Raw genomic sequence first — 24,028 nt, forward strand, 5'->3', positions numbered from 1 at the left:
CGCCGATCATGCCACTGCCTCACTCGCGTGGGGGGGGGGGAGTGCCGTCAGGCATGCTTACCCGGCAGGGCCCAGAGCAGACCGCGCGTAATGATGGCCGGGAAGACCGTGAGGTGATCCTCATCGGCGACCGTGGCCATGCGAATGTGCAGGTTCGGGTAGTGCTTCGCGTTGAGCTGGGCGACGAAGCGCTTTGCGTTGCCGATCATGTCGACGCTGCTGTTGTAACGGGGATCCCTGGAGGCAGGCTCGATGGTCTCGTAGCCACCGAGCACGATCAGCACGTTGGCCGGCATGTCTTTCTGCTTCGCCATCGCATCGCGCAGCCGTGCGAATTCGACCTGCTTACCGAACTGGAATGACGGGCTCCCCAGAATGTACTGCTCGAACATCGTCGGGTCGTGGATAAGGATGTCCGCGCCGAGCAGGCCGCCGTAGGAGTGACCCGCGTAGATCTTGCGATGCATGTCGGCGCGATAGTGCTGCGCGATCAGCGGGAACACCTGGTCCTTGATGAAGCGGGCATAGGCTTCGCCGCCGCCATGCACCACCGGCCGGCCCGGCATGTCGGAGGTCAGCGTCGGATCGCCGTCCGCCGTCGGGGTGTAATCGCGGCGGCGGCTGTACACCGGCGTGTCGCCCACCGCATACGACAGGCCGACGAGGATGAAATCCTCCGTGCCGTCGCCATGGTCACCGACCCGACGCGCGATGCTGCGGATCAGCGGAAACGCATAGTTGGCGTCGGTGACGAACAGCACCGGATACGTGCGCTCCGGATGATCGGCATAGCCAACCGGCAGGCTGACGAAGACCTGATAGTCCCGATCGGTACCGTCCGCATGCAGCGTGCGTACCTCGGTGTCGTCGAGAACGTACGGTTTCGGAGCGGTCGAGGAAGCAACCGGGGCCGCGGCGGTCGCCGATGCGGTGGCCGCGGCATGGGATGCGGTCTGCGCTACCGGCGTCGCCGCTGGCCTCGAACAGGCGATAACGACGGCGCAAAGCGCCAGTAAAACAAACGTCGTGCGATGTGCCATTCCCTGCCCTGTCCTTTGGCGATCCTTCCATTGACGCACGGGTGGCCTCACGCCATCAACAGATCTTCGTAGAACGCTCCGATCGGCAGGGTCGGGTGGGCGATCTGGATCTCGAGGATCCACAGACCCGGTACCGGCGCGCCGGCGAAGTCGCCGAGGTTGCCGGCCTTGTGCACCGCATGGGGGTAGTCGCCGACCCGGTGGCCCTTGGTCGCGTGGTTGAGGCGCCAGCCCATGGCGTCAGCCTGGGCGCTGACATAGTCATAAAGCGCGACGCCCGTAACACCGTCGCGCCAGCGTGCCTCACCCCTGGCGAACAGCTCGCGCGACGCGGCTGCGCAGGCATGCATGACCGGATCGTCGCCGACCACGAAGGTGTCGCCCACATCGCCCTCGTGGCCATCGAAGACGGGCCCCAGGTCGACGAAGTAGATGTCGTTCTCACCGAGCACCGTGTCGGGTGCCGAGCGCTGGCGGAACGTCTTCAGCGTGTTGGCGCCAAAACGCAGAATGCTCGGATGCCAGATGCGATCCATACCGGCAGCCTCGAGCCGTTCCTTCGCCAGTTGAACGGCCTCGGGCTCCGTCATGCCCGGACGGATGCGCGAGGCGATGTCGCGCAGGGCGGTCCAGGCGCGCTCGCGGGCACCCAGCATCCGGGCGAGATCGAATTTCCTGCCGACGTTCTCGGCGGTCGCTGCGGGCATGACGGCGGTCCAGGCGTTTCGGGGTGGTCATTATCCCCCGGCGAAGCATGCCGCCAACAGGGCGGGCGACACGCTTACCTCAAGGCCAGCCCACCGCACGCAGCCACGCGTCCACCTGCCGCGTATATCCCGGATCGGTCCCGAGCTCCCGGTTGATTCCCATGTGATCCAGCGCCACCGGCAACGTCGCGGCTCGTCCACCCAGGGCGTTCACCTTCGCGGCAAAGCGCTCGTTCGCCCCGCACGACTGCGCCCGCGCCGACGAGCACACCATCAGCATCGGTGTGGCGGGCGCGCGGACCAGCCGGTCCAGCGGCGACACCGCCGGCCAGCCCGCCGGGTCGCGGCCGAACACGCGGTCATAGAAACGCGCATGTGGTGCGTTCATGATCTGGGGAAGATCCACGGCACCGCTGTCGAGGGATACCGTGGCCAGCCACGGCGCCACGCCGGCCTGACGGGCTATGTCGGGCGACACGGCAAGCAGGCTGACGAGGTGCGCGCCGGCCGAATGCCCCATCAGCACGATGCGTGACGGATCGCCGTGCCACTCATGCGCGTGACGCTGCACCCAGGCCAGTGCGCTCGCGACATCGGCCGCCTGCTCCAGCGGTGACGCGGCAGGCCATAGCCGGTAGTTGACCGACACGACGATCGCACCTCGCGAGCCCCAGTGCGCCAGCTTGCCGTCGATGACGCCGGGGTTGTCCTTGTCGCCGACGATCCATGCGCCACCATGGACCATGACGAGAATCGGTGCGTCATGCGCGCCTGCCGGCACGTGAACCTCGAGGGTCTGTTCGCGCGACGGTCCATAGGACACATCAGCCGCCGATGCCGGCAAGACGATGAAGGCAATCAGCCAGGCGATGAGTCGGAGGATGGGGTACACCGGAGCTTCCTCAGTGGCAGGCGATGCTTTCGCCAGCCGCGTTGCTGCAACTGCCGGTGTGAGTGACCCCGTCCCGGGTGACCGTCGTGCTGCCGCTGTAGCTGTTCCCAGCCGCGCCGGTCGCCGAGGCGGTATGCGTGATGCCCTGCCCTTGCGCACCCGTGGTTTGTCCCGCGAACGTTCCACCCTGCGACCCGGTAGCGTTCGTGTTGCGATCGAAGCTCCCAGTGCCATCGGCGTTATGGGTGGCTGTCGCGCGGGTCGTTGCCGTGCCGCCGCCAGCTCCACGCCAGCTACCTCCGGCGTTGGATGTCACATTGCCCTGGCCGTCGGAGACCGTACGACGACCGTGCGCGCCCGCCGCACCGTTGGGACCCCGGAACCCCGCCGCGTGGCCGGCGACGGCACCTCCCGCGGCCTGCCCGTGAGCGCCATAGGCGACGAAACGACCCGATGCGGTCGCCACGCCGGATGCGAGAAGAAGCGCCAGGGAGCAGGCAATCGTGCGATACATGAGCAAACTCCATCTCGATGGCCGTCCGGCCGGAGGCGTCACTCTGACGAATGCCAGGGCGGCCCGCCGTCACACTTCGCAACCGAACGTTTCCTTGCCCCGCTTACGAAACATCCTGTTACATCTTCGCTCCCGGTCGCGTCCCGGACACGGCAGAATCGCACCATGACCGAGTCCACGCCCTCCCGCATCCTGATCGTCGACGACGACGCGCGCCTGCGCGATCTGCTCTCGCGCTACCTGCAGAGCCAGGGCTTCGCGACGGTGACGGCCGAGGACGGCAAGGCGCTGGACCGCGAGCTGAAGCGTCGACACGTCGACCTCATCGTGCTCGACATCATGATGCCGGGAGAAGACGGCCTTGCCATCTGTCGTCGCCTGCGTGGCCAGGGCGTGGATACGCCGATCATCATGCTGACGGCGCGCGGCGACGAGGTGGATCGCATCGTCGGGCTCGAGATCGGCGCCGACGACTACCTGGCCAAGCCGGGCAGCCCGCGCGAGCTGGTCGCCCGGATCAACGCCGTGCTTCGCCGTGGGCGCGCCGCGCCCGGCGCACCGCTCACCGACAACCGGCGCGTCGTCTTCGGGCCCTTCGTACTCGAACTCGGCACGCGCCGCCTGCTCCGCGATGGCGAACCGCAGCACCTGACGACCGGTGAGTTCGCCGTGCTCGCGACACTGGTACAGCGCCCGCGCCAGCCACTCACGCGCGACCAGCTGATGAGCTCCGCGCGCGGTCGTGACCATGAGGCCTTCGACCGGAGCATGGACGTGATGATGAGCCGGCTGCGCCGGGTCGTGGAAGACGATCCGCGCGAACCGCGCTGGCTGCAGACCGTCTGGGGACACGGCTACGTCTTCGTTCCGGACGGCCCGTGAACCGGCGGCCATCCAGCCTGTTCGCAAGGATCGCCACGCTGCTCGCCGTTACGGTCGGGTTGTGCTTCGTCCTGAGCATCGTCGCGATCCGGATCACCAGCGACGAAGGCGCGGGCCGCGTGGGCATACGCGGCGCGACGGCACGTATCGTCGTCGCGGATACGCTCATCGCCAGCGGCAAGGAGGCCGGGCTGGCCGAGATCCACGTGATCCGCGCGCCCACCGCGCCCGCAGGCAGGGAGCCCGTCCTTCTCGTCGTTCGCCGCACTCTGGAGGACATCCGCCAGGCCTTTCCCGGTCGTGAAGTGCGCATCGATGGCATGCACGATGCCACGCTGTGGATCGCTGCGCCGGCGCCCGCGACAGGCTGGCTGGGTGTGCCAGTGACCAACACCGGAAAGCCGGCTGTTCGCGCCGGCCTGCTCGCCATTGCGCTGGGCGGCGTGCTGATCGTGCTGCTCGCCGGACTTTACGCGCGCAGCATCACCGCACCGCTGCGGCAGCTTGCCGACAGTGCCGCCCACATGGTGAACGGAAGCGAGCCGCCATCGCTCCCCGACGGGGTCGCGCGTGAACTGACCGAGCTACGGTCTGCCCTCGCCCGCGCCGCGGCCGACGTTCGTGCCAGCGCACGTGAGCGCGACCTCATGCTGGCCGCGCTGTCGCACGACATGCGCACGCCGCTCGCCCGGCTGCGCCTCGGACTGGAGCTCTCGCCCGTGACCGATCCCGCGTTGCGCGGCGGCATGGAAGCGGACATCGATGCGCTCGACAGCCTCTGCGAACACTTCATCGCCTTCGCACGCGACGGTCGTGACGAAGCGACGGGCGACGTCGACTTGAGCGCGATCGTGCACGACGTGGCGGCTGTCGCATCGGCGCATGGCGAGGTGTGGACGTTGCGGCTGCCCGATACGCCGATCATCCAGGGCAAGGCTCTGACCTTGCGTCGCGCCGTGGAGAATCTCGTCCGCAATGCAAGCCGACATGGTGCGGCACCGTTCGAGGCGACGATCGAGGTCAGCGCGACGGAGATCATGACGACGGTGATCGACCATGGATCCGGCGTACCCGAGGCCTTGCTGCCCCACCTCGGCCAGCCGTTTTTCCGCGGAAACGCCGCCCGCAGCGATGCCACGGGCAGCGGTCTGGGCCTGGCCAGCGTTCGACGCACGGCGATCCAGCACGGCGGCGAACTGCATCTGCGCAACCTGCCGGAAGGCGGATTCGCCGCGACGCTGGTGTTGCCGCGCGGCGATCCACGGACTCAGGCGGGCTTCGTAGGTTTAAGCGTCCCATGCGAACGCCGTCTACCCGCGATGTGACGCGGATAGACGGGGGTGTCGTTGTCAGACCAGCTCAGCCAGCGACGCCGGATCGAACGACTTCATCGCCGCTGTATCCCCCGCGCGCACCTTCGATACCCACTGCGGATCGCCCAGCAACGCGCGGCCCACGGCGATCAGGTCGAACTCGTCGCGCTCCAGGCGCTCGGCCAGACGCTCGACGCCCACCGGCGACGACGTCGCACCACCGAACGAGGCCAGGAACTCGCCATCGAGGCCAACCGAACCCACGGAGATCGTCGCCGCGCCGGTCACCTTCTTCGCCCAGCCGGCGAAGTTGAGACCCTCGGCGCCGTCGACGTCCGGGAACTCCGGTTCCCAGAAACGACGCTGCGAGCAATGCAGGACATCCGCGCCAGCGGCAACCAGCGGCGACAGCCACGCTTCGAGCTCGGCCGGCGTATGGGCCAGACGCGTCTGATAGTCCTGCTGCTTCCACTGGCTGACGCGGAGGATCAGCGGCATGTCCGGGCCGATCGCGGCGCGTACGGCGGCGACGACTTCGGCGGCGAAGCGCGCGCGCTCCGGCAACGTGGCGCCGCCGTAGCGGTCGGTACGCTCGTTGGAGCCATGCCAGAAGAACTGGTCGATCAGGTAGCCGTGCGCGCCGTGCAGTTCGACGACGTCGAAGCCGAGGTCTTTCGCGCTCAGGGCGGCGCGCGCAAAAGCGGCCACCGTGTCTGCGATGTCTTCATCGGTCATCGCCACGCCGTGTTTGTCGCCGGGGCCGTTGATGCCTGACGGGCTTTCCGCCGATACCGGCCCCACCCAACCCGACATGCCACGCGTACCGCCGGTGTGCCAGATCTGCGGCCCCATGCGACCGCCGACGGCGTGCACTTCGTCGATCACGTGACGCCAGCCGGCCAGCGCGGCGTCGCCGAAGAACGAGGGGATGTTGGGTTCGTTACGCGAGGCCGGGCGGTCGATCACCGTGCCTTCGGAGAGGATCAGGCCGACGCCATCGGCGGCACGGCGGCGGTAATAAGCGGCGTTGGCTTCGCCCGGCACGCCCGCGTCAGTGAACAGACGGGTCATGGGCGCCATGACGATGCGGTTGGCCAGCGTGAGGCCTTTGAGGGTGAAAGGGCGGAACAGCGCGTCGACAGCGGCCTGGGTCATGAGAAATATCGCACCTTTATTGAAGATGCGTGCGAGGGTATACAGGATATACTTGGCGTCAATAAGGCACTTGAAAGCTCTCAGGTATCTCCATGGAAACCCGCGCTGACCCGACCTGCTCTCCCACGCACTTCTCGGCCGGATGCCCCAGCCGCGTGCTGTTCGAGCAGGTCGCCGATAAGTGGTCGATGATGGTCCTCACCGTGTTGCACGGCGGGCCGTTGCGCTTCAACGCGATCCGGCGGCAGCTCGAAGGCGTCACGCAGAAGGCGCTCACGCAGTGCCTGCGCCGTCTCGAGCGCAACGGGCTGCTTACGCGACGCATCATTCCGGCCGCGCCGATCGGTGTGGAGTACGCGCTCACCGATCTCGGCCGATCGCTGCATCGGCCGTTCAAGGAGCTCTACATCTGGATGCACCAGAACCTGGATGAGGTCGAGGCGGCGCGGGTTCGTTATGACGAAGCGTCATCCGCGCCTGCGCATGCCGTCGGCTAGGAATGTGACGACGGGTGCGCCTGGGCCCTGAGCCGGGCACTCGCCCGCGCTCTTACCGCATCCGACCCGTCGACCCGCGACAGGTACTGCAACACGTCACGCTTCGTCGAAGGATTGGCGGCGATACACACGCGCACTTTCTCGTTCACGTCGTCGGCCAGTTCGCGCAGCAGCGTCTCCGAGGCGTCGACGCGCTCGGCCACGGCGTGGCGGACGATCCAGTTCGCATCGCTGGCCAGACGTTCCAGCATCTCCGGCGGCGACGTGCGGTTGTAGGCGATAAACGGCCGCAGTTCGGGAGCGCGTGCGTGGATCTGCATCCACACCGCGAGCGGCACCGTCTCGCTGGCGGCGCGCTGGTTGTCATCGGGATCGTCGCTGACACGCAGCCGAATCCATTCGTTGGCATTGTCGATCATGTTTCCCCCTTCCCGCGGATGCGCCCGCGAGCATCAACCCAGGCGCAGCACCGCCGCCGTCTGGGCAACGATGGTACGCCCGATCTCCTCCGCTGGCACCTCCCTGGCCAGGGCACCGGCCTGACCCGACCACAATGGCTGGAAATCGCCCTGCGCCATCGCTTCCGTCGCTGCCCGCAACGGCGTCAGCGGCCCGGCCGCCAGGGGGAACGGCGGTGCATCGGCGGAAAGGGGACCTACTTCACGTATCAGGCGGTTGATGGCGCCGCGTGCCGGGCGCCCGGTCAGCACGTTGGTGACCACGGTGTTGTCGTCACGCACGCCGCGCAGCGCGGCGCGATGCACGGCGGCGCTGGTCGATTCCGGCGACAGCAGGAAGGCCGTGCCCATCTGCACGGCGGAGGCGCCAAGACACAGCGCAGCGGCCATGCCGCGACCATCGGAAATGCCACCGGCGGCGATCACGGGGATGCTCAGCGCGTCGACCATCTGCGGCACGAGCGCCATCGTGCCGGGCTGCGTCGTCATGTCGTCGGTGAGGAAGTTGCCGCGGTGGCCTCCGGCTTCATACCCCTGGGCGATGACGGCATCGCAGCCGCGCTCGGCCAGCCAGCGGCCTTCGGCGACCGTAGTCGCGGTGGCAAGAAGGATGGCACCGGTCGCCTTTACCCTGTCGAGCAGAGCCGTCTCGGGTAAGCCAAAGTGAAAGCTCACCACTTCGGGCTTCAGCTCTTCGACGAGCGAGCACATGGCGGCATCGAACGGCGCGCGCCCACCGGCGGCGGGCAGCTTCGCCGGATCCACATCGAATTCGCTGAAGTAGGGCGCCAGCCGGTCCAGCCATCGACGTGTCTGCGCCTCGGTCGGCGTCACCGCCGTATGCGCGAAGAAATTGAGGTTGATCGGTCCGGACACCGCCGCACGAAACACCGCGACCTCCTCACGCACCTTGTCGGCGGTGATCGAGGCGCACGGCAGCGAACCGAGGCCACCGGCACGCGCCACGGCGATCGCGAGAGCGGATCCGCCGGAGCCGGCCATCGGCGCGAGAAGAAAAGGATGCTCGATGGCGAACAGGTCGAGCACGCGACGGTCGGTCCAGACAGGCACAGTAAACTCCTCGAAGCGAACCGCGAAGGTCGATACCGGCAAGGATAGACCGGTCGACCTCCGCGTCGCGTAAAGTCTTCAGTGTGCTTCGGCTTTCCGCAGCGACGTGCGTGCCGCCGCGGCCTGGCTCTCGGTGACAGCGGACGCATGGTTGCCGAAACCCGTACGCACGAAGGTTGCCACCTGCGCCACCTCCGCATCGCTCAGACGCTCGGCGAAACCAGGCATGCCCAGCGGCGACGGTGCCTTTTCGGTCGACGGCAGGTGGCTACCGCCGAGGATCAGCCGCACCAGCGTGGTCGGGTCGTCCGCGAGCACGGTCGGGTTGCCCGCGATCGTCGGGAACACGTGCGCGTAACCTTCCGCGTCGGTGCGATGGCAAGCAGCGCAGTTATCGACGTAGATTTCAGCGCCACGGCTATCGTTGATGCCGGCCTGCAGGGCCTTGGCGGTGGTGTCGTCGGGCGCGAAGCGCGACGGATCATCCGCGGTGGCCGGCAGCGTCTTCAGGTAAGCCGCGATCGCATGCAGATCGTCGTCCTTCAGCCACTGCATGCTGTGCACGGCCACGTCGGCCATCGGCTGACCGACCACGGCGCTGTGCGCGTTACGCGCGGTACGCAGCGTGTCCACGATGTCCTGTTCGCTCCAGCGACCCAGACCGTCGGCCGTGTTGCCACGCAGATTCACCGCATACCAGCCGTCGATCACCTGGCCACCGGACAGGTACGAGCCACCCTTCTCGTCAAGCGTCCGCTCCTGCAAAGCGAAGCCGCGTGGCGTGTGACAGCTGCCGCAGTGACCCGCGCCCTGGACGAGATAGGCGCCGCGGGCGATCTTCTCGTCCGGGTACGCCTTCGGATCGAATACCACGCTGTCGGCATCCGGTGCGAACAGCTTGCGCCAGATCGCCAGCGGCCAACGCATCGACAGCGGCCACGGAATCGCCGTGCCCTGGTTCGCGCGCGAGGACGGCTCGATGCCGCCGTGCCGGAAGTACGCGTACAGCGCGCGCACGTCGTCGTCGCTGAGACGCGCATACGACGGGAACGGCATGGCCGGGTAAAGGCTCGAGCCATCCGCCGCGATGCCATGACGCAGCGCGCGGTCGAACTGGTCGAGCGTGTACTTGCCGATGCCGTGGTCCGCGTCGGGCGTGATGTTGCTGCTGTAGATCGTACCCAGCGGCGTCGCCATCGGCAGGCCACCTTCGAACGGCTTGCCGCCCGGACGGCTGTGGCATGCCGTGCAGTCGCTGGCCAGGGCCAGGTAGTGGCCCTTCTCGATCAGGGATTTGTCGTCCGCGGGCGCATCGCCGGCGATCGCACGCGTGTGCGTGGGCCAGAACGCGAACGCCAGCGCAGCCACGAGCACGACCACGCCGAGGGCGATCAGGGTGAGGAAGAACTTTTTCATCTCGTTCTCCTTACGCCTGGACCATGGGACCGGGGTCCTTCAGGTACTTCTCGCGGATGGCCGTGGCGGCCCAGTACGCGAGGCCGCCGACCAGACCGGTCGGGTTGTAGCCGTTGTTTTGCGGGAACGCGTTGGCGCCGATGGCGAACACGTTGGGCACGTCCCACGACTGCAGATAACGGTTCAGCGCCGAGGTCGATGGATCCGAGCCCATCGTCGCGCCACCGCAGGTGTGCGTGCTCTGGTACTTGGTGATGTTGTAGTGCTCGCCGTCCTTCTTCGCATCGCCGAGGATCGACAACGGATTGAGGGTGCGGCCCATCTGCAGCGCCTGACCTACGAGGAACTGCGACGCCTTGATCTCGTTGTCCTGCCAGTCGAAGGTCATCCGCAACAACGGACGGCCAAACGAATCCTTATAGGTCGGATCCAGGCTCAGGTAGTTCTGGCGATACGACATGCAGGCACCCTGCACCTCGAAGTAGAACGAGTGACGGAAGTTGTCCGCCGCCGCACGCTTCCAGTCGGTGCCCCAGTTCGGGGTACCGGCGGGCACGTTGATGCCGCGCACCGGACCCGCGCCGGGCTGACGCGCCCAGACCAGGCCGCCGCCGACGAAGCCGAGCTTGCCGTTGTCGAGCTGATTGCCGTTGAGATCGTCCATCGTCGCGCCCGCGCCACCGATACCGATGAACGGGTTGGCCTGCACGCTCTTGTCGAAGAACATGACCGTGCGGTTGAGGTTCTGGTACGAGTAGTTACGACCGATGGTGCCGGTCTGCGTCACCGGGTCATACGCCTTGCCGATGCCCGACACCAGCATCAGGTGCACGTTGAACAGCTGGAACGCGCACAGCAGGACGATGTCCGCCGGCTGCTCCACTTCACGGCCCTGCGCGTCGAGGTACGTAACGCCCGTCGCCTTCTTGCCCGTGCTGTCGAGGTTGACCTTGAGGACCTGCGAGTTGGCGCGCAGCTCGAAGTTCGGCTTGATACGCAGCGCCGGAAGGATCGAAACGTTAGGGCTGGCCTTGGAGTAATTCAGGCAACCGTAATCGCTGCAGAAACCGCAGGCATTGCACGGACCCATCTGGCAGCCGTACGGATTCACGTACGGACCCGAGGCATTGGACGTGGGAATGGGATACGGATGCCAGCCCATTTCCTTCGCGCCCTTGTAGAACTGTTCGGCGCCGAGATAATTCGGGTTGGGCCCCAGCGGGTATTCCTTCGAACGCGAGCCTTCGAAGGGGTTGCCGCCCTCCTGCAGCACGCCGTTGATCACGCCCGCCTTGCCCGAGGTGCCGCAGACGCGCTCGAACATGTCCAGGTGCGGTTCCAGGTCGTCATAGCTGACCGGGAAATCCTGGATCGTCATGTCGGCAGGAATGAAGGCCTTGCCGTAACGATGTTCCATATTCGTACGCAGGTACATGTCTTCGGGCAGCGGACGGAAATGGCAACCCGACCAGTGCGTACCCGCACCACCTACGCCCGTACCGGGCTTGAACGAACCCATCTGACGATACGGCACGGCGTCCGACGCGCTGTTGTGGCGAATGGTGACGGTTTCCTGATTGAGACTCTGCAGGAACCGGCGATGCACCGAGCCTTCGAGCTCGTCCACGACCTTGGGATAGGCGAAGTCGGGCTGCGTATCGCGGTCGGCACCGCGCTCGAGCGCCACGACATGGAGGCCCGCCTCGGTCAGTTCCTTCGCGAGGATCGCGCCGGTCCAGCCCATGCCGACGATGACGGCGTCCACTTTCGGTTTCACGGTAGCCATCGTCTCAACCCCTCTTGCCGGACAGATCGACCGGCGGCAGCGGATACGGTTTGTCGCGCACCGTGATCCAGTCCAGGTAATCGGCGCGCATGCCGGGGTAGCCGATCATCTTCCACGCGGCCATGCCGCGGTTGCCGCCATAACGGGGATCGGCGAAGTAGCCGTTCTTCACTTCGTTGAGGATGTTGGTGAAGAACAGCTTGGACGAGATGTCCTCCAGCTTGAGCTTGCCGCTCTCGGCCGCCTTGAGCAGTTCTTCCTGCTGGGCATGCTCGAGCTGGGCGAAGGTCTTGCCATCGAAGGTCTTCCTGCAATGCGCGTCGATCGCATTGAGGCCCACGCGGATGATGTCGCGCAGGGTGAGGCGGCCCTGATAGCCGAACTCCGGCGGGGCTTCGAGGAAGGGACCCTGCATGTACCAGATGGCGCCATTGGCGTACGGCGTCTGCATGTGGCGGTCGAGAAATTCGGGCACGCCGGTCTCGACGGCACCGGGGCCGACGTCGTCACTGGGAATCAGCCGGTCGCAGATGGCGACCATGCAGGTCCATTCCACGTCCTTGAAGAAATTCGGTTTGTACCCGGCACCGCTCTCAGCGGTGGCGCCGTCACCTGGCTTGTGCGTGGCTGTCGCGGCGAGCGGGAGAGCGGCAGCGAGCGGGGCCATGGTCAGGCCAAGCAGGATACGGCGTCGCGATTGCAACGCGGCGTTGGTTTCGTCCGGTGAGGACATGGCTGGCTCCGGGGCGGCAGGCTGGCTTAAGGCAATAGAAAAACCACCGACGGTCTTACTGTCGGTCGATATACTTCAGTTATGAACTAATGTGACACGTGCATGTTACAGGTGTCTTATCGACCGATGTCGTCATATCTGCATTGCGTTTTTTACAGGGGTGCCGTGCGCCGCTCTGCGTCCCTGCCCGGCGGCAAGCCAAACATCCGCGAATACTCCCGGGTGAACTGCGAAACACTTTCGTATCCCACGGCGAAGGCGGCACCGCTCGCCGACCTGCCCTCACCCGTCATGAGGCGACGCGCCTCGATCAGCCGCAGCTGTTTCTGAAACTGCTTCGGCGACAACGACGTCACCGCACGAAAATGCTGATGAAACGACGACGGGCTCATATCGGCGATGGCAGCGAGCCGCTCGACCGGGATGGATTGCGCAAACTCCGAGCGAAGCACCGCTACCGCGCGTGCCACGCGCTGGGCTTGCCCCTCCTGCCAGCCGAGGCGCCTTATCGCCGGACCATGCCGCCCGGCAAGCAACCAGTAGTGCAACTCGCGCACCAGCGACGTGTGCAGGACAGGCACCGCACCCGGCCGGTCGAGCAGCTGCATGAGGCGCAGCGCGCTGGCGGCCACCTCGGCATCGGTCGGCTCGGCACGGACATCCGGGCCACCGGCCGGCGTGCCCGCTTCCATCGCGAGCGCCAGCTCGGCGATCAGGCGCGTGTCCAGATCCATGACCAGTGAAAAGTACGGCGCGTCTTGGCTCGCCGTCACGATCTGGCTCACGGTGGGAACGTCGGCCGTGATCAGCAGCGAATCGCCCGGTTCCAGCGACACGGTTTGCGCACCCAGGGTCACCTGCTTGCCGCCCTGAAGTACCAGACAGACCAGCGGCTGGGAGATGGCGTAGACCAGCCCGCTGGGCTCGGTCGAACGGATCGTCGTCAGGCCGGGAATGGGCGTCTGGGCAAGCCCCGTCGCATCGGCATGCGCGGCGACGTAACGGCGAACGGCGGTGAGAAGTGCCTCGGTCATGAGGTGAAAGCTAACGCATCCCAGGCGCCGCATAGCCGCCGTTGGAGGAAAAGGCAAACAACGTCGAGGTTACGGCAACGACGCGGGAGACGCCGACACCTATCGTTTCCTCATCCCAAACGGAGCCAGCGACATGACCACGATCACCCTGATTACCGGCGGCAGCCGCGGCCTCGGCCGCAACACCGCACTGAGCGTCGCGCGCCACGGCGGCGATGTCGTCATCACCTACCGCAGCCGTCGCGACGAAGCCGATGCGGTGGTCGCCGAGATCGAGTCGCTCGGTCGCAAGGCGGTCGCGCTTCCGCTGGACACCGGCGACAGCCGAAGCTTTGCGGCGTTCGCGGAGAGCCTTGCGAAGGTCCTGCGCGAAACCTGGAACCGCGATACGTTCGACCATTTGGTCAACAATGCCGGGCACGGCGATTACGCACTGATCCAGGACACGACCGAGGCACAGTTCGACTCGCTGGTCGACGTCCACTTCAAGGGCGTGTACTTCCTCACCCAGTCGCTGCTGACCCTGCTCGCCGATGGCGGTCGCATCATCAACCTGTCTTCGGGACTCACGCGCGTCTCGTATCCCGGATATGCCGCGTATGCCGCCGCCAAGGCAGCGGTAGAAGTCCTGACCGTCTACATGGCCAGAGAACTGGGCAGCCGCGGTATCGCCGTGAACACCGTCGCGCCCGGCGCCATCGAAACCGACTTCGGTGGCGGCGCCGTGCGCGACAATCCGGAGATCAACAAGATCTTTGCCGACATGACGGCGCTCGGTCGCGCAGGTGTGCCCGACGATATCGGCCCGATGATCGCCAGCCTGCTTTCGGCGGATAACCGCTGGGTGACGGCGCAGCGAATCGAGGTGTCGGGCGGTCAGGCGATCTGATCGATTCGCCCTAAGCGATACCTGGGAGGGTGGCGATGGCGTCCACCAGATAGTCGATCAGACGTCGCACGCGCGCGACGTCCGATCTCCCCGGAACCATCAACAGGTTGAGCGGCACGGCCACCGGGCGATGATCCGGCAGCACGGGGACCACCGTCCCTGTCACCAGCAGGTCGTCCACCATCCATCGGTGAGCCGACACGATGCCTCGCCCTGCCACGACAGCCGCTCGCGCAGCCAGACCGTGGTCGACACGCAGACGACCTGTGACCGGGATCGCGTGACGCACACCGTCCGGACCGTCGAGCAGGAGGACGTCGCTGCCGATCACGTTCGACATGCGGATGCTGTCATGCCCGATGAGATCGTCTGGCGATGCAGGTGTGCCGCGAGAGGCCAGGTAGGCGGGAGAGGCCACCAGCAAGCGCTGACTGGAGCCGAGGGCGCGCAGCTTCATCGAGCTGTCGTCGAGGGGCCCGAGGCGAATGGCGATATCCACACCTTCCCGCACCAGATCGATCCGCTCATCGGTGAGCCCAAGTTCCACCTGGATATCGGGGTAGCGATCCTGAAATGCGAAGATCAACGGCGTGATGTGGAGGATGCCCAGAGCGCTCGTCGTCGAGAGACGGACCGTACCGGCATTAGCGCCGCGATGATCGCTGACTTCGTCGGCGGCCTTCTCGACCAGCCGGAGGATCTGCAGAGCTGAGGCGTAGAAGCGCGCGCCTTCGTCGGTCAGGGTCATGCGGCGCGTCGTCCGACTGAGCAATGGTGCTCCCACAGCGGCCTCGAGTTCGCGCAGATGGCGCGTGACCGTCGACTGTCCCAGGCCGCTTTCGCGTGCCACCGCAGACAGGCTGCCTCGCTCCGCGACGCGCACGAAGGTGCGCATGCGTTCCAGCGTCAGATCGGATCTATCCATTTTTCGGCACTAAGTTATGCATCCATCCATATAGTGGATGGATCACGTGTTGGCTACCGTGAGGTCATTCGACATCCGGAGTCTTTATGAAGGTTTTGCTTGTTTTTGCTCATCCTGAGCCCCGCTCACTCAATGGTTCACTGCGCGATGTCGCCATCGCGGAGCTGCTGGCTCAGGGCCACGACGTGCGTCAGACCGATCTGTACGCTCAGCGGTGGAAAGCGGTGGTCGATCGCGATGACTTCCCTGCCCTCCGGAGTGACGACCGTCTGCATCCCGCACGTGCTTCGGCTGAAGCCTTTGCCTCGGGAACCCTGACCGATGACGTGCGCGAGGAACAGGAGAAGCTGCTCTGGGCCGACGCGGTCATTCTGCAGTTCCCCCTGTGGTGGTACACGATGCCGGCGATTCTCAAAGGATGGATCGATCGCGTGTACGCCTATGGTTTCGCGTACGGCGTCGGCGAGCATAGCGACAGGCATTGGGGCGACCGTTTCGGCGAAGGCACGCTCGCGGGCAAGCGCGCCATGCTAGTCGTGACCGCCGGTGGCTGGGAGGAGCACTACGGGCCACGCGGGATCAACGGGCCTATCGATGACCTGCTCTTTCCGATCAACCACGGGGTACTGCACTACCCGGGGTTCGACGTCCTGCCGCCGTTCGTCGCTTACCGTCTGGATCGCATGGGCGAGGACGCGTTTCCCGCGATGGCCGAAGCGTTACGCGAGCGCATGCGCAATCTGGCGATCACGTCTCCGATTCCTTTCCGGCGACAGAATGGGGGCGACTACGAGATACCGAGCTTGCGTCTGCGTGACGGGCTTGGACAGGATACGGTCGGATTCGGACTTCATCAGGACACTGGCACGGCACCCTGTTGAAGCGGAGCCCATGGCTCGAAACCCGATGCTCGATCGTACGGACCGAGCACCGGGTTCCGTGGGTGTCGGTCAGACCCCTTCGACCATGAACACCCGGTAGTCCGCACCCTTGAACCGATGCGCGCGCGCCTCGGTGTACTTCGGACTCTTGTACCAGGCCAGCGCTTCGGCCTTCGTCGGGAAGCTTATGATGACCGCGCCCTCGACCTCGGGCCCCTCTAGCGTCTCGATCTCACCGTAGAACGCGTGCGGCGTAATGGGATGGTTCCCGCGCGCCTCACTGGCTTTCTCTGCGTAGATCTTCATCTCTTCCGGATCTTTCGTGCGATCGCGGGAAAACACGACATAAGTCGCCATAGTTCAGATCCTGATGGATGGGTGGACTTACCAGGGAAGCGTCTTGCCGAGGTAGGTGAAGCTACCTGTCGGACCGTTGGCATCGAGCAAGGCCATACCGACGCTGCTCTTCGCACCGGTCGGCACATCGATCTCGCCGTTGCCACCGTTCATCTCGGTCTGCACATAACCCGGATGCACCGCGTTGACCTTGATCGGCGTGTCGCGCAGTTCATAAGCAAGATGCACGGTCCACGAATTGATGGCGGTCTTCGACGCGTCGTACGCCGGCACCTTGAAGCTGTAGATCGGCGAGTTCGGATCGACGTGCAGCGTGATCGAGCCGAGCTGGCTGGAGACGTTGACGATACGCGCCGCCGGGGCTTTCCTGAGCAGCGGGAGGAAGGCATTGGTCACTTCGACCACCGCGAAGACGTTGGTGTCGAACGTCTCGCGCCACGCCTGGAGGGTCTGCTCGGACGGGGCCTTGCTCATGTCGTCGACGAGGATGCCTGCGTTATTCACCAGGATGTCGAGCTTGCCGTACTTGGCGGTGACTTCCGCCACGGCCTTCTTGATGCTCTCGCTGTCGGTCACATCGAGCGCGATCGGTTCGACGGTGAGGCCCTCGGCCTTGAGCTTGTCCGCCGCCGCCTTGGTACGACCGGCGTCGCGGCCAGCCAGCAGCGCGATCACACCTTCCTTCGCCAGCTGACGGACGGTTTCCTGACCGATGCCGCGGGTGGCGCCGGTGACGAGGGCGACTTTCTGCGTGGTGTTCATTCCAGATCCTTGCTCGGTGGGTTGGGAATATCGCTGCGTTCGACATGTGGATGGCCTGCCGGACTTAAAACCCGTCAGTTCAGATATTCCTCGAAAAAAATACTAGACGACCGGTCTAATGGCGTGTAGAGTTCTTCCCATGAGCCCAGCCACCGCCATCAACGAATCGTCCGACGTGCGCGCCAGGATCCTGGCCACAGGCCAGCGCATCATGGGCGGCAAGGGGTTCTCGGCGGTGGGCCTCAATGAAGTGCTGACGGCCGCCGGTGTGCCGAAGGGGTCGTTCTATCACTACTTCGGATCGAAGGACGCGTTCGGTGAGGCCTTGCTCGAGGACTACTTCGAGGACTACCTGGCCGACATGGACCGCACGCTGCGCCAGGCCGGCGGCCCGGTGGCGGCTCGTCTGGAGAACTACTTTCAGGCGTGGCGGGACAACCAGTCCTTCCACGACTGCCAGGGTAAGTGCCTTGCCGTGAAGCTGGGCGCCGAGGTGGCGGATCTGTCCGAAGTGATGCGCGCCTCGCTCAGGCGCGGCACCACGAGGATCATCCGCTACCTCGCCGAAGCGATCGAGGCCGGGGTGGCCGACGGCTCACTGTCGGTCGACGAGCCGGCGGCGGACGTGGCGCAGAGCCTCTACCAGCTCTGGCTGGGCGCCAGCGTAATGGTCAAGATCGTTCGCAACACCGAGCCGTTCGACAAGGCGATGGCTACCACCCGCCAGGTTTTGAAGCTCCCGGCCTGAGGCCGGGAGGCGATACGGACGCTTCTTCACGAAGCGTTTTTTACCCCTAGTTACTAGACGACTGGTCTACTTTACTCAATCAATCAGGAGATTCCCATGAAAGTCCTCATCGTTCTGACCTCGCACGACCAGCTTGGCAACACCGGCCGCAAGACCGGCTTCTGGCTCGAAGAGCTCGCCGCGCCCTATTACACCTTCAAGGACGCCGGCGCCGAGATCGTTCTCGCCTCGCCCAAGGGCGGCCAGCCGCCGCTCGATCCCAAGAGCAACGAGCCGTCGTTCCAGACCGACGTCACCCGTCGCTTTGAAGCCGACGCCGCCGCCAACGCCCAGCTCGCCGCCACCGTCCGTCTCGACAGCGTCTCGCAGGCCGACTTCGACACCGTGTTCTATCCGGGCGGTCACGGCCCGCTGTGGGATCTGGCCGAGGACAAAAATTCGATCGCGCTGATCGAATCGTTCATCGAAGCGGGTAAGCCGGTCGCCCTCGTCTGTCATGCCCCGGGCGTGCTCCGCCACGTCAAGGCGTCGAACGGCAAGCCGCTGGTCGAGGGCAAACAGGTCACGGGCTTCACCAATACGGAAGAAGAAGGCGTTGGCCTCACCAATGTGGTGCCCTTCCTCGTCGAAGACGAACTGAAGACCAGGGGTGGCATCTACTCGAAGGGTCCGGACTGGGGTTCGTACGTCGTTACCGATGGCCTGCTGATCACGGGCCAGAACCCCGCGTCGTCGTCGGAAGCCGCCGCTGTGCTGATGAAGCAGCTGTCGGCATGAACATCTTCGACGGTCCGTATTACCTGAGCATCGCCGGCAAGCTCATCGAGACGAGCGATCGCTTCGACGTCATGAATCCGGCGACCGGGACGGTGCTGGCGCAGGCGCCGGCCGCCAGCACCGCGCAGCTCGACGAAGCGATCGCCGCCGCGAAAGCGGCCTTCAGGACCTGGTCGGCCCTTGGCTACGAGCGGCGCCAGGTCTATCTCAACGCCTATGCCGATGCGCTCGAAGCCCACCGCGACGAGCTGGCCCGACTGCTCACCCTCGAGCAGGGCAAACCGCTCAAGACGATGGCGGAGCCGGAGGTCGACCAGTCGATCTCCTGGATCCGGCAGATCGCCGCGCGGCGCATCCCCGTCGAGATCGTGGAGGAGACCGACGACCACGTCGTCGAGCTTCACCACACGCCGCTGGGCGTCGTCGGTGCGATCACACCGTGGAACTTCCCCGTGCTGCTCGCCTTGTGGAAGGTGGCGCCGGCACTGATCACCGGCAACACGATGGTGATCAAGCCCTCGCCGTTTACGCCGTTGTCCACACTGCGCTTCGGGCAGATCGCGCAGTCCGTACTGCCACCCGGGGTGCTCTCGGTGGTTTCCGGCGGCAACGAGCTTGGCCCGCAGATGACCGCGCACCCGGACATCGCCAAGATCAGCTTCACCGGCTCCACCGAGACCGGCAAGCATGTGATCCGCTCCGCTGCCGGGACGATCAAGCGACTTACGCTCGAGATGGGTGGCAACGACGCGGCGATCGTGCTGCCCGATGCCGACTGGCGTTCGATCGTGCCCGCGCTGTTCTGGGGCGCAGTCGGCAATTCGGGTCAGTGGTGTGTCGGCATCAAGCGCCTGTACGTCCACCGTTCGTTCCACGCGGACTTCGTCGACGCATTCGTGGCATACGCCAGGCGGCAGAAGCTCGGCGACGGGCTCGACCCCGAGGTTACCGTCGGCCCGGTGCAGAACAAGATGCAGTTCGACAAGGTCGTCACGTTCCTCGACGACATCAAGGCGAACGGTCAGAAGATCGTCCTCGGCGGCGAGATCGACCCGAACCGTCCCGGCTACTTCATCCCCGTGACCGTCGTCGACAACCCGCCGGAAGATTCGAAGATCGTGCAGGAAGAGCAGTTCGCTCCGATCGTGCCGATCATCGCCTACGACGACGTCGACGACGTGATCGAGCGTGCCAACGACAGTCCGTTCGGTCTGGGCGGCTCCGTCTGGGGTCGCGACACCGCCGCGGCCGTCGCGGTGGCCAACCGCCTCGAGACGGGCATGGTCTGGGTCAACGAGATCCATACTCAGGGCGTCGACGTGCCCTTCGGCGGCCACAAGCAATCCGGCGTCGGCACCGAGCACGGCAGCGAAGGGCGCCAGCTCTTCACCAATCCGAAAACCATTCTGATCCGCAAGTAAGCGCCCAAGGAGAACCTCATGAAAACAGCATTCCGTCGCACCCGTTTCGCCGCCGCCCTGGCGATCTCCCTCTCCGTCTTCGGCGCCGGCGCCGTCACCGCCGCACCCGTGAAGAACATCGTCCTCGTCCATGGATTTTTCGCGGATGGCTCCGGCTGGAAAGCGGTCTCCGACATCCTGACCCGCGACGGCTACAAGGTTTCCATCGTGCAGGAGCCGGAAACCTCGCTCGCCGATGACGTCAAGGCGACGCTGGGCGTCGTCCACATGCAGGACGGTCCCAGCATCCTCGTCGGCCACAGCTACGGCGGTGCCGTGGTGACCGAAGCGGGCAACGATCCGCAGGTCGCCGGCCTGGTCTACATCGCCGCTTATCAGCCCGAGGCCGGCGAGAGCCTGGCTACGCTGACCGAGAAGAATCCCGGCGCGACCAAGGCGATCAAGAAGACGGCGGACAACTTCCTCTACATCGACCCCGCGCAGTTCCATGCCGACTTCGCCGCCGACGTGCCGGAGAAGGAAACCCGCTTCATGGCGGCCTCGCAGGTCATGCCTTCCGTCCAGGCTTTCACGGCACCCGTGTCGACCGCGGCGTGGAAGACCAAGCCAAGCTGGGCGCTGGTCGCCACGCTCGACCGAACGGTCAATCCGGATCTCGAGCGCTTCATGGCGAAGCGCGCGGGCAGCACCACGGTCGAGGTCACCTCCAGCCACGTCGCCTTTCTCTCGCATCCTGCCGACGTGGCGAAGTTGATCGAGCAGGCCGCCAGCAAGTCGGTCAAGTAAGCACCCATTACATAGAGGGCAATACCATGAGCAAGCAAATCGAAGGAAAGGTCGTCCTGATCACGGGCGCGAGCACGGGCATCGGTGCGGAAGTCGCGAAGCATCTCGCGGCCCGCGGTGCAAAAGTCGCGCTCGCGGCACGGCGTAAGTCGATGCTCGATGCCGTCGTGGCCGAGATCGTCGCGGCCGGTGGGCAAGCCGCGGCCTATACGCTGGACGTCACCGACAAGGCGCAGTTCGCCCAGGTCGTCGGCGCCGCGGTGGCCGACTTCGGCACGCTGGACGTCCTCATCAACAATGCCGGCCTGATGCCGATCCGTCCCATGTCCGAGGTCAACACCGACGAGTGGGACGCGATGATCGACGTCAATCTGAAGGGCACGCTGTACGGCATCGCCTCGGTGCTCCCGCTCTTCATCGAGCAGAAGCGCGGCCACATCATCAACCTGAGCTCGGTCGCCGGCGTGAAGGTCTTCGCGCCGGGCGGCACGGTCTACTCGGGTACCAAGTTCGCGGTCAGCGCGATCTCGGAAGGCCTTCGCCAGGAAGTGGGTGGTGATATCCGGGTGACCTGCATCGAACCGGGCGCGGTCGAGAGCGACCTCAAGCTCAGCACATCGGGCACCGCGAAGGACACCGTGCTGGATTTCTACAAGCAGGCGATTCCGGCGGCGTCGGTCGCACGGGCTATCGCGTTCGCGATCGAGCAGCCCGCCGACGTCGACATCAACAACATCGTGATCCGGCCGACGCAGCAGGTGTTCTGACCGGGGTGCCTCCGGCGCGGCATGACCTATGGGCCGGTCGTGACGAATGGGCCATGGCGCCCGGCGATGGCCGGCCTACCTTCCATGGATATATCCGAACCGAAGGAGGGATGCCGATGCGAGCCGCTTATCTGGGATTGCTGTTGCTCGCCGGGGCATCGACCGTCACGGCCCACGATGCGCTGCTGGAACAGGCACTCGCCCGCAAGGCCGTGCCCTTGGCCGATCTGCACGGCGTCATCCGTACGACCACGACGGTCAAGGGCGGCGACAAGCCCGAGCTGGATTCCGAATCCGTGGATCCGCGCAAGGAGCCGAAAAAGATCATGGCTTCCTACGACGAACTGCGGGACGTCATCGGTACCGATGCGCACGTGACGAAACAGGAGGCCGGGCGGACGACGTACGCGTTTACGACGACGCGTCTGCCGCGCGGCAATGTCCAGGCCGGGCATATCAACGTGAGCAGCGACGGCAAGGGCGACGACGAACGGTTCGATGGCGTGGTCACCGTGACGAAGGATGCCGGGGGGCGTCCTTATGTCGATCATCTCGATCTACGGTTACATGGAACGGCGGGCAACTTCATCGCGAAGGTGAAGAAGATCGACGTCAGTTATGCGTTTGCGCCGGCGGACGGCACGGATGCGATGCTGACGACGAGCTGCATGGTCGATGCGACGGTGCGGGCGTTGTTCTTCGTGCATCGTGAGGCGCACGCGGAATCGGAATGGGTGGCGTCAACCGGCAACTGAAGCGGGTTGCTTTCGCCATCGGGGCCGGCTCCCTGGCAGAGCATCGCCGACCGGCTGCATTCCGGCGCTGCGGACTTACTGCAGCAGCCGGTTGATCTCCTCGATGTCTTTCAGCTCCGCGGCACCGACACTGCGCTTGAGCAACAACTTGTTGAGGATGAACTGGTGGCGTAGCGCGGTGTACTGCGTACGGATGTTCGCCAGCTGCGCGATCGCGACGACGACGTTGGTCAGGCTCTGGGTACCGATGTCGTAACCCGCGCGCATCGAAGCCAGCGCGTCGTTAGCCGACTTCACCGCATCGCGCGCATCGCTGACCTGTTCGATGCCCGCGGTGATCAGGTTGAAATAATTAGTGGCATCCCGCGCGGTCTGTCGGCGCAGCGACTCCAGGTCGTCCTGGTCCGCATCGCGCTGGTGTATCGCCTGTCGCACCTGCGACTGGGTCAGGCCGCCGCTGAACAGCGGCACGGCCAGCACCAGGCCAACCGTCGTACTGCCCGGGCCATAACCTGCGCCTCCACGAACCGTGTTCGACCACGCGCCGGCCTTGTCGTAGCCCACCGAGAAATTGAGCGTCGGCAGATGACCGCTGCGCGCCGCCGAGATCGAATGCTCATCGGCCGTCACCAGACGGCTCGCCGCGAGCACGTTCGGGTTCTGACGCATGGCTTCTTCGACCCACGCCTCGGCGTTGTTCGGCGTGGGTGTCTCCATCGGGAGGTCTTCACGCAGGCTCTTCAGCGTGCCGGGTGCCTTGCCGGTCAGCTGTTGCAGCGCGCGACGCGCATCCTTCAACGCGGACTCCGCGTCCACACGCGACGACTTGATGTAGAGGTAATAAGCCTTCGACTGGCTGAGGTCCGCCTGCGGCGCCAGCCCGTTCGCGAACTTGATGACGGCCTGGTCGTACTGCTGCTTGTAAGCGTCCTCGTACGACTGGAATACCTCGACCTGGTCCTGGTCGATCAGTACGTTGAAATACGCGGTGGTCGCGCGGACATAGAGGTCCTGCAGCTCCCCTTCGTACGTGGCGTCCTGCGATTCGGCGGTGAGCTTCGCCTGGCGTTCGCGCGAAAATTTCGACAGGTCGACCACCGTCTGGTCGAGCTGAAACGTCAGGTCACGCTGCCGGCTGTGGCCGCCCGTCGTTTCGGACGAGGTGCCGCCGTTGCCGGATTCCACACCGGCGTAACCGGGATGAAACTGCTGCAGCTCCAGTCCGGCGGACAGCTGGGGAAGCAGGGCCGACCGCGCCTGCGGCACACCCTCGGCCACCACCAGACGACGCGCATCGGCGCCCGCCAGGACGGGATCGTTGGCTACCGCTTCGCGATAGATGTCCAGCAGGTCTTCCGCGCCGGCGACCGCCGGCAGCGCGCCAGCCATGGACAGCAACGCCGCCAGACAGCCCGATAGATACCTTGTTTGCATGTCCGCCTCTAAGCACGCCGATTATCCG

General features: G+C 65.4%; 26 protein-coding genes. 11 read left to right on the plus strand and 15 right to left on the minus strand.

The features are described 5' to 3' along the window. Window positions 1–47: 47 nt before the first annotated feature. The 4 genes from BLT40_RS11835 to BLT40_RS20310 form a co-directional block, all read right to left on the minus strand. Window positions 48–1,040 carry an alpha/beta hydrolase gene (locus tag BLT40_RS11835; protein WP_090353313.1) on the minus strand — a complete coding sequence of 331 codons (993 nt, stop codon included), beginning with the start codon at window positions 1,038–1,040 and terminating at the stop codon, window positions 48–50. Window positions 1,041–1,087: 47 nt separating this feature from the next. Next, window positions 1,088–1,747 (minus strand): M24 family metallopeptidase, encoded by a 660-nt coding sequence (locus BLT40_RS11840; RefSeq protein WP_090353315.1) that lies wholly within the window; start codon window positions 1,745–1,747, stop codon window positions 1,088–1,090. Window positions 1,748–1,826: 79 nt separating this feature from the next. Then, on the minus strand, window positions 1,827–2,639 hold the full coding sequence (locus tag BLT40_RS11845; protein WP_176809161.1) for an alpha/beta hydrolase: 813 nt from the start codon (window positions 2,637–2,639) through the stop codon (window positions 1,827–1,829). A gap of 10 nt (window positions 2,640–2,649) precedes the next feature. Next, window positions 2,650–3,153 (minus strand): hypothetical protein, encoded by a 504-nt coding sequence (locus tag BLT40_RS20310; protein ID WP_051943154.1) that lies wholly within the window; start codon window positions 3,151–3,153, stop codon window positions 2,650–2,652. Between the two features lie 165 nt (window positions 3,154–3,318). On the opposite strand from BLT40_RS20310, the gene ompR reads away from it, so the two are divergent. Next, window positions 3,319–4,035 (plus strand): osmolarity response regulator transcription factor OmpR, encoded by a 717-nt coding sequence (gene ompR, locus BLT40_RS11850; RefSeq protein WP_036109177.1) that lies wholly within the window; start codon window positions 3,319–3,321, stop codon window positions 4,033–4,035. Beyond that, complete coding sequence (locus tag BLT40_RS11855; protein ID WP_090353321.1) at window positions 4,032–5,360, plus strand: ATP-binding protein; 1,329 nt, start codon at window positions 4,032–4,034, stop codon at window positions 5,358–5,360. The genes ompR and BLT40_RS11855 overlap by 4 nt, the downstream gene beginning before the upstream one ends. Before the next feature lie 24 nt (window positions 5,361–5,384). On the opposite strand, the gene BLT40_RS11860 is transcribed toward BLT40_RS11855, so the two are convergent. Then, on the minus strand, window positions 5,385–6,503 hold the full coding sequence (locus BLT40_RS11860) for an NADH:flavin oxidoreductase (protein ID WP_079521183.1): 1,119 nt from the start codon (window positions 6,501–6,503) through the stop codon (window positions 5,385–5,387). A gap of 92 nt (window positions 6,504–6,595) precedes the next feature. Between BLT40_RS11860 and BLT40_RS11865 the strand changes: the two genes are divergently transcribed. Next, the gene (locus BLT40_RS11865) at window positions 6,596–7,000 is read left to right on the plus strand and encodes a winged helix-turn-helix transcriptional regulator (RefSeq protein WP_079521182.1); all 405 of its coding nucleotides are present in this window, start codon (window positions 6,596–6,598) and stop codon (window positions 6,998–7,000) included. Here BLT40_RS11865 and BLT40_RS11870 read toward each other — a convergent pair. From BLT40_RS11870 to BLT40_RS11895, 6 genes are all read right to left on the minus strand, one after another. Further along, window positions 6,997–7,419, minus strand: coding sequence for a hypothetical protein (locus BLT40_RS11870; RefSeq protein WP_051943153.1), 423 nt, complete (start codon window positions 7,417–7,419; stop codon window positions 6,997–6,999). The genes BLT40_RS11865 and BLT40_RS11870 overlap by 4 nt on opposite strands. A 33-nt stretch (window positions 7,420–7,452) precedes the next feature. Next, complete coding sequence (locus BLT40_RS11875; RefSeq protein ID WP_090353323.1) at window positions 7,453–8,529, minus strand: NAD(P)H-dependent flavin oxidoreductase; 1,077 nt, start codon at window positions 8,527–8,529, stop codon at window positions 7,453–7,455. A 78-nt stretch (window positions 8,530–8,607) separates the two neighbouring features. Next, entirely contained in the window at window positions 8,608–9,945 is a 1,338-nt protein-coding gene (locus tag BLT40_RS11880) for a cytochrome c (protein ID WP_090353326.1), read from the minus strand. A gap of 10 nt (window positions 9,946–9,955) precedes the next feature. Further along, entirely contained in the window at window positions 9,956–11,731 is a 1,776-nt protein-coding gene (locus BLT40_RS11885) for a GMC family oxidoreductase (RefSeq protein ID WP_036109157.1), read from the minus strand. A gap of 4 nt (window positions 11,732–11,735) precedes the next feature. Further along, a complete protein-coding gene (locus tag BLT40_RS11890; protein ID WP_090353328.1) occupies window positions 11,736–12,464 on the minus strand; it encodes a gluconate 2-dehydrogenase subunit 3 family protein in 729 nt (242 codons plus the stop codon). A gap of 152 nt (window positions 12,465–12,616) precedes the next feature. Further along, window positions 12,617–13,498 (minus strand): AraC family transcriptional regulator, encoded by an 882-nt coding sequence (locus tag BLT40_RS11895; RefSeq protein ID WP_090353330.1) that lies wholly within the window; start codon window positions 13,496–13,498, stop codon window positions 12,617–12,619. A 133-nt stretch (window positions 13,499–13,631) separates the two neighbouring features. Between BLT40_RS11895 and BLT40_RS11900 the strand changes: the two genes are divergently transcribed. Further along, complete coding sequence (locus BLT40_RS11900) at window positions 13,632–14,387, plus strand: SDR family NAD(P)-dependent oxidoreductase (RefSeq protein ID WP_036109151.1); 756 nt, start codon at window positions 13,632–13,634, stop codon at window positions 14,385–14,387. A 10-nt stretch (window positions 14,388–14,397) separates the two neighbouring features. On the opposite strand, the gene BLT40_RS11905 is transcribed toward BLT40_RS11900, so the two are convergent. Beyond that, window positions 14,398–15,312, minus strand: a complete 915-nt coding sequence (locus BLT40_RS11905; RefSeq protein ID WP_043696717.1) for a LysR family transcriptional regulator — start codon at window positions 15,310–15,312, stop codon at window positions 14,398–14,400. Between the two features lie 86 nt (window positions 15,313–15,398). On the opposite strand from BLT40_RS11905, the gene BLT40_RS11910 reads away from it, so the two are divergent. Further along, window positions 15,399–16,193 carry an NAD(P)H-dependent oxidoreductase gene (locus BLT40_RS11910; protein ID WP_090353333.1) on the plus strand — a complete coding sequence of 265 codons (795 nt, stop codon included), beginning with the start codon at window positions 15,399–15,401 and terminating at the stop codon, window positions 16,191–16,193. Between the two features lie 69 nt (window positions 16,194–16,262). Here the strand turns inward: BLT40_RS11910 and BLT40_RS11915 are convergent, their stop codons facing one another. Together BLT40_RS11915 and BLT40_RS11920 are read right to left on the minus strand one after the other, a co-directional pair. Further along, complete coding sequence (locus BLT40_RS11915) at window positions 16,263–16,550, minus strand: DUF1330 domain-containing protein (protein ID WP_079521177.1); 288 nt, start codon at window positions 16,548–16,550, stop codon at window positions 16,263–16,265. Between the two features lie 27 nt (window positions 16,551–16,577). Further along, the gene (locus tag BLT40_RS11920) at window positions 16,578–17,312 is read right to left on the minus strand and encodes an SDR family oxidoreductase (protein ID WP_079521176.1); all 735 of its coding nucleotides are present in this window, start codon (window positions 17,310–17,312) and stop codon (window positions 16,578–16,580) included. Window positions 17,313–17,451: 139 nt separating this feature from the next. Here BLT40_RS11920 and BLT40_RS11925 point away from each other — a divergent pair, with 139 nt between their 5' ends. The 6 genes from BLT40_RS11925 to BLT40_RS11950 all read left to right on the plus strand — a co-directional run bounded on the left by BLT40_RS11925 (window position 17,452) and on the right by BLT40_RS11950 (window position 22,566). Continuing rightward, window positions 17,452–18,060, plus strand: coding sequence for a TetR/AcrR family transcriptional regulator (locus BLT40_RS11925; RefSeq protein WP_090353335.1), 609 nt, complete (start codon window positions 17,452–17,454; stop codon window positions 18,058–18,060). 96 nt (window positions 18,061–18,156) lie between these two features. Beyond that, on the plus strand, window positions 18,157–18,837 hold the full coding sequence (locus tag BLT40_RS11930) for a type 1 glutamine amidotransferase domain-containing protein (RefSeq protein WP_079521174.1): 681 nt from the start codon (window positions 18,157–18,159) through the stop codon (window positions 18,835–18,837). Then, the gene (locus BLT40_RS11935; protein WP_090353337.1) at window positions 18,834–20,258 is read left to right on the plus strand and encodes an aldehyde dehydrogenase family protein; all 1,425 of its coding nucleotides are present in this window, start codon (window positions 18,834–18,836) and stop codon (window positions 20,256–20,258) included. Before BLT40_RS11930 ends, BLT40_RS11935 begins: the two co-directional genes overlap by 4 nt. Before the next feature lie 18 nt (window positions 20,259–20,276). Beyond that, window positions 20,277–21,044: an alpha/beta hydrolase gene (locus tag BLT40_RS11940; RefSeq protein ID WP_079521172.1), complete on the plus strand. Its 768-nt coding sequence runs from the start codon at window positions 20,277–20,279 to the stop codon at window positions 21,042–21,044. Between the two features lie 26 nt (window positions 21,045–21,070). Beyond that, window positions 21,071–21,811 (plus strand): SDR family oxidoreductase, encoded by a 741-nt coding sequence (locus BLT40_RS11945; RefSeq protein ID WP_079521171.1) that lies wholly within the window; start codon window positions 21,071–21,073, stop codon window positions 21,809–21,811. Window positions 21,812–21,927: 116 nt separating this feature from the next. Next, entirely contained in the window at window positions 21,928–22,566 is a 639-nt protein-coding gene (locus tag BLT40_RS11950) for a hypothetical protein (protein WP_090353339.1), read from the plus strand. 75 nt (window positions 22,567–22,641) lie between these two features. Here the strand turns inward: BLT40_RS11950 and BLT40_RS11955 are convergent, their stop codons facing one another. Beyond that, window positions 22,642–24,000 carry a TolC family outer membrane protein gene (locus BLT40_RS11955; RefSeq protein ID WP_079521169.1) on the minus strand — a complete coding sequence of 453 codons (1,359 nt, stop codon included), beginning with the start codon at window positions 23,998–24,000 and terminating at the stop codon, window positions 22,642–22,644. Between the last annotated feature and the right edge of the window lie 28 nt (window positions 24,001–24,028).

This window comes from Dyella sp. 333MFSha (assembly GCF_900102405.1).
Taxonomy (GTDB): Bacteria; Pseudomonadota; Gammaproteobacteria; order Xanthomonadales; family Rhodanobacteraceae; genus Luteibacter; species Luteibacter mycovicinus.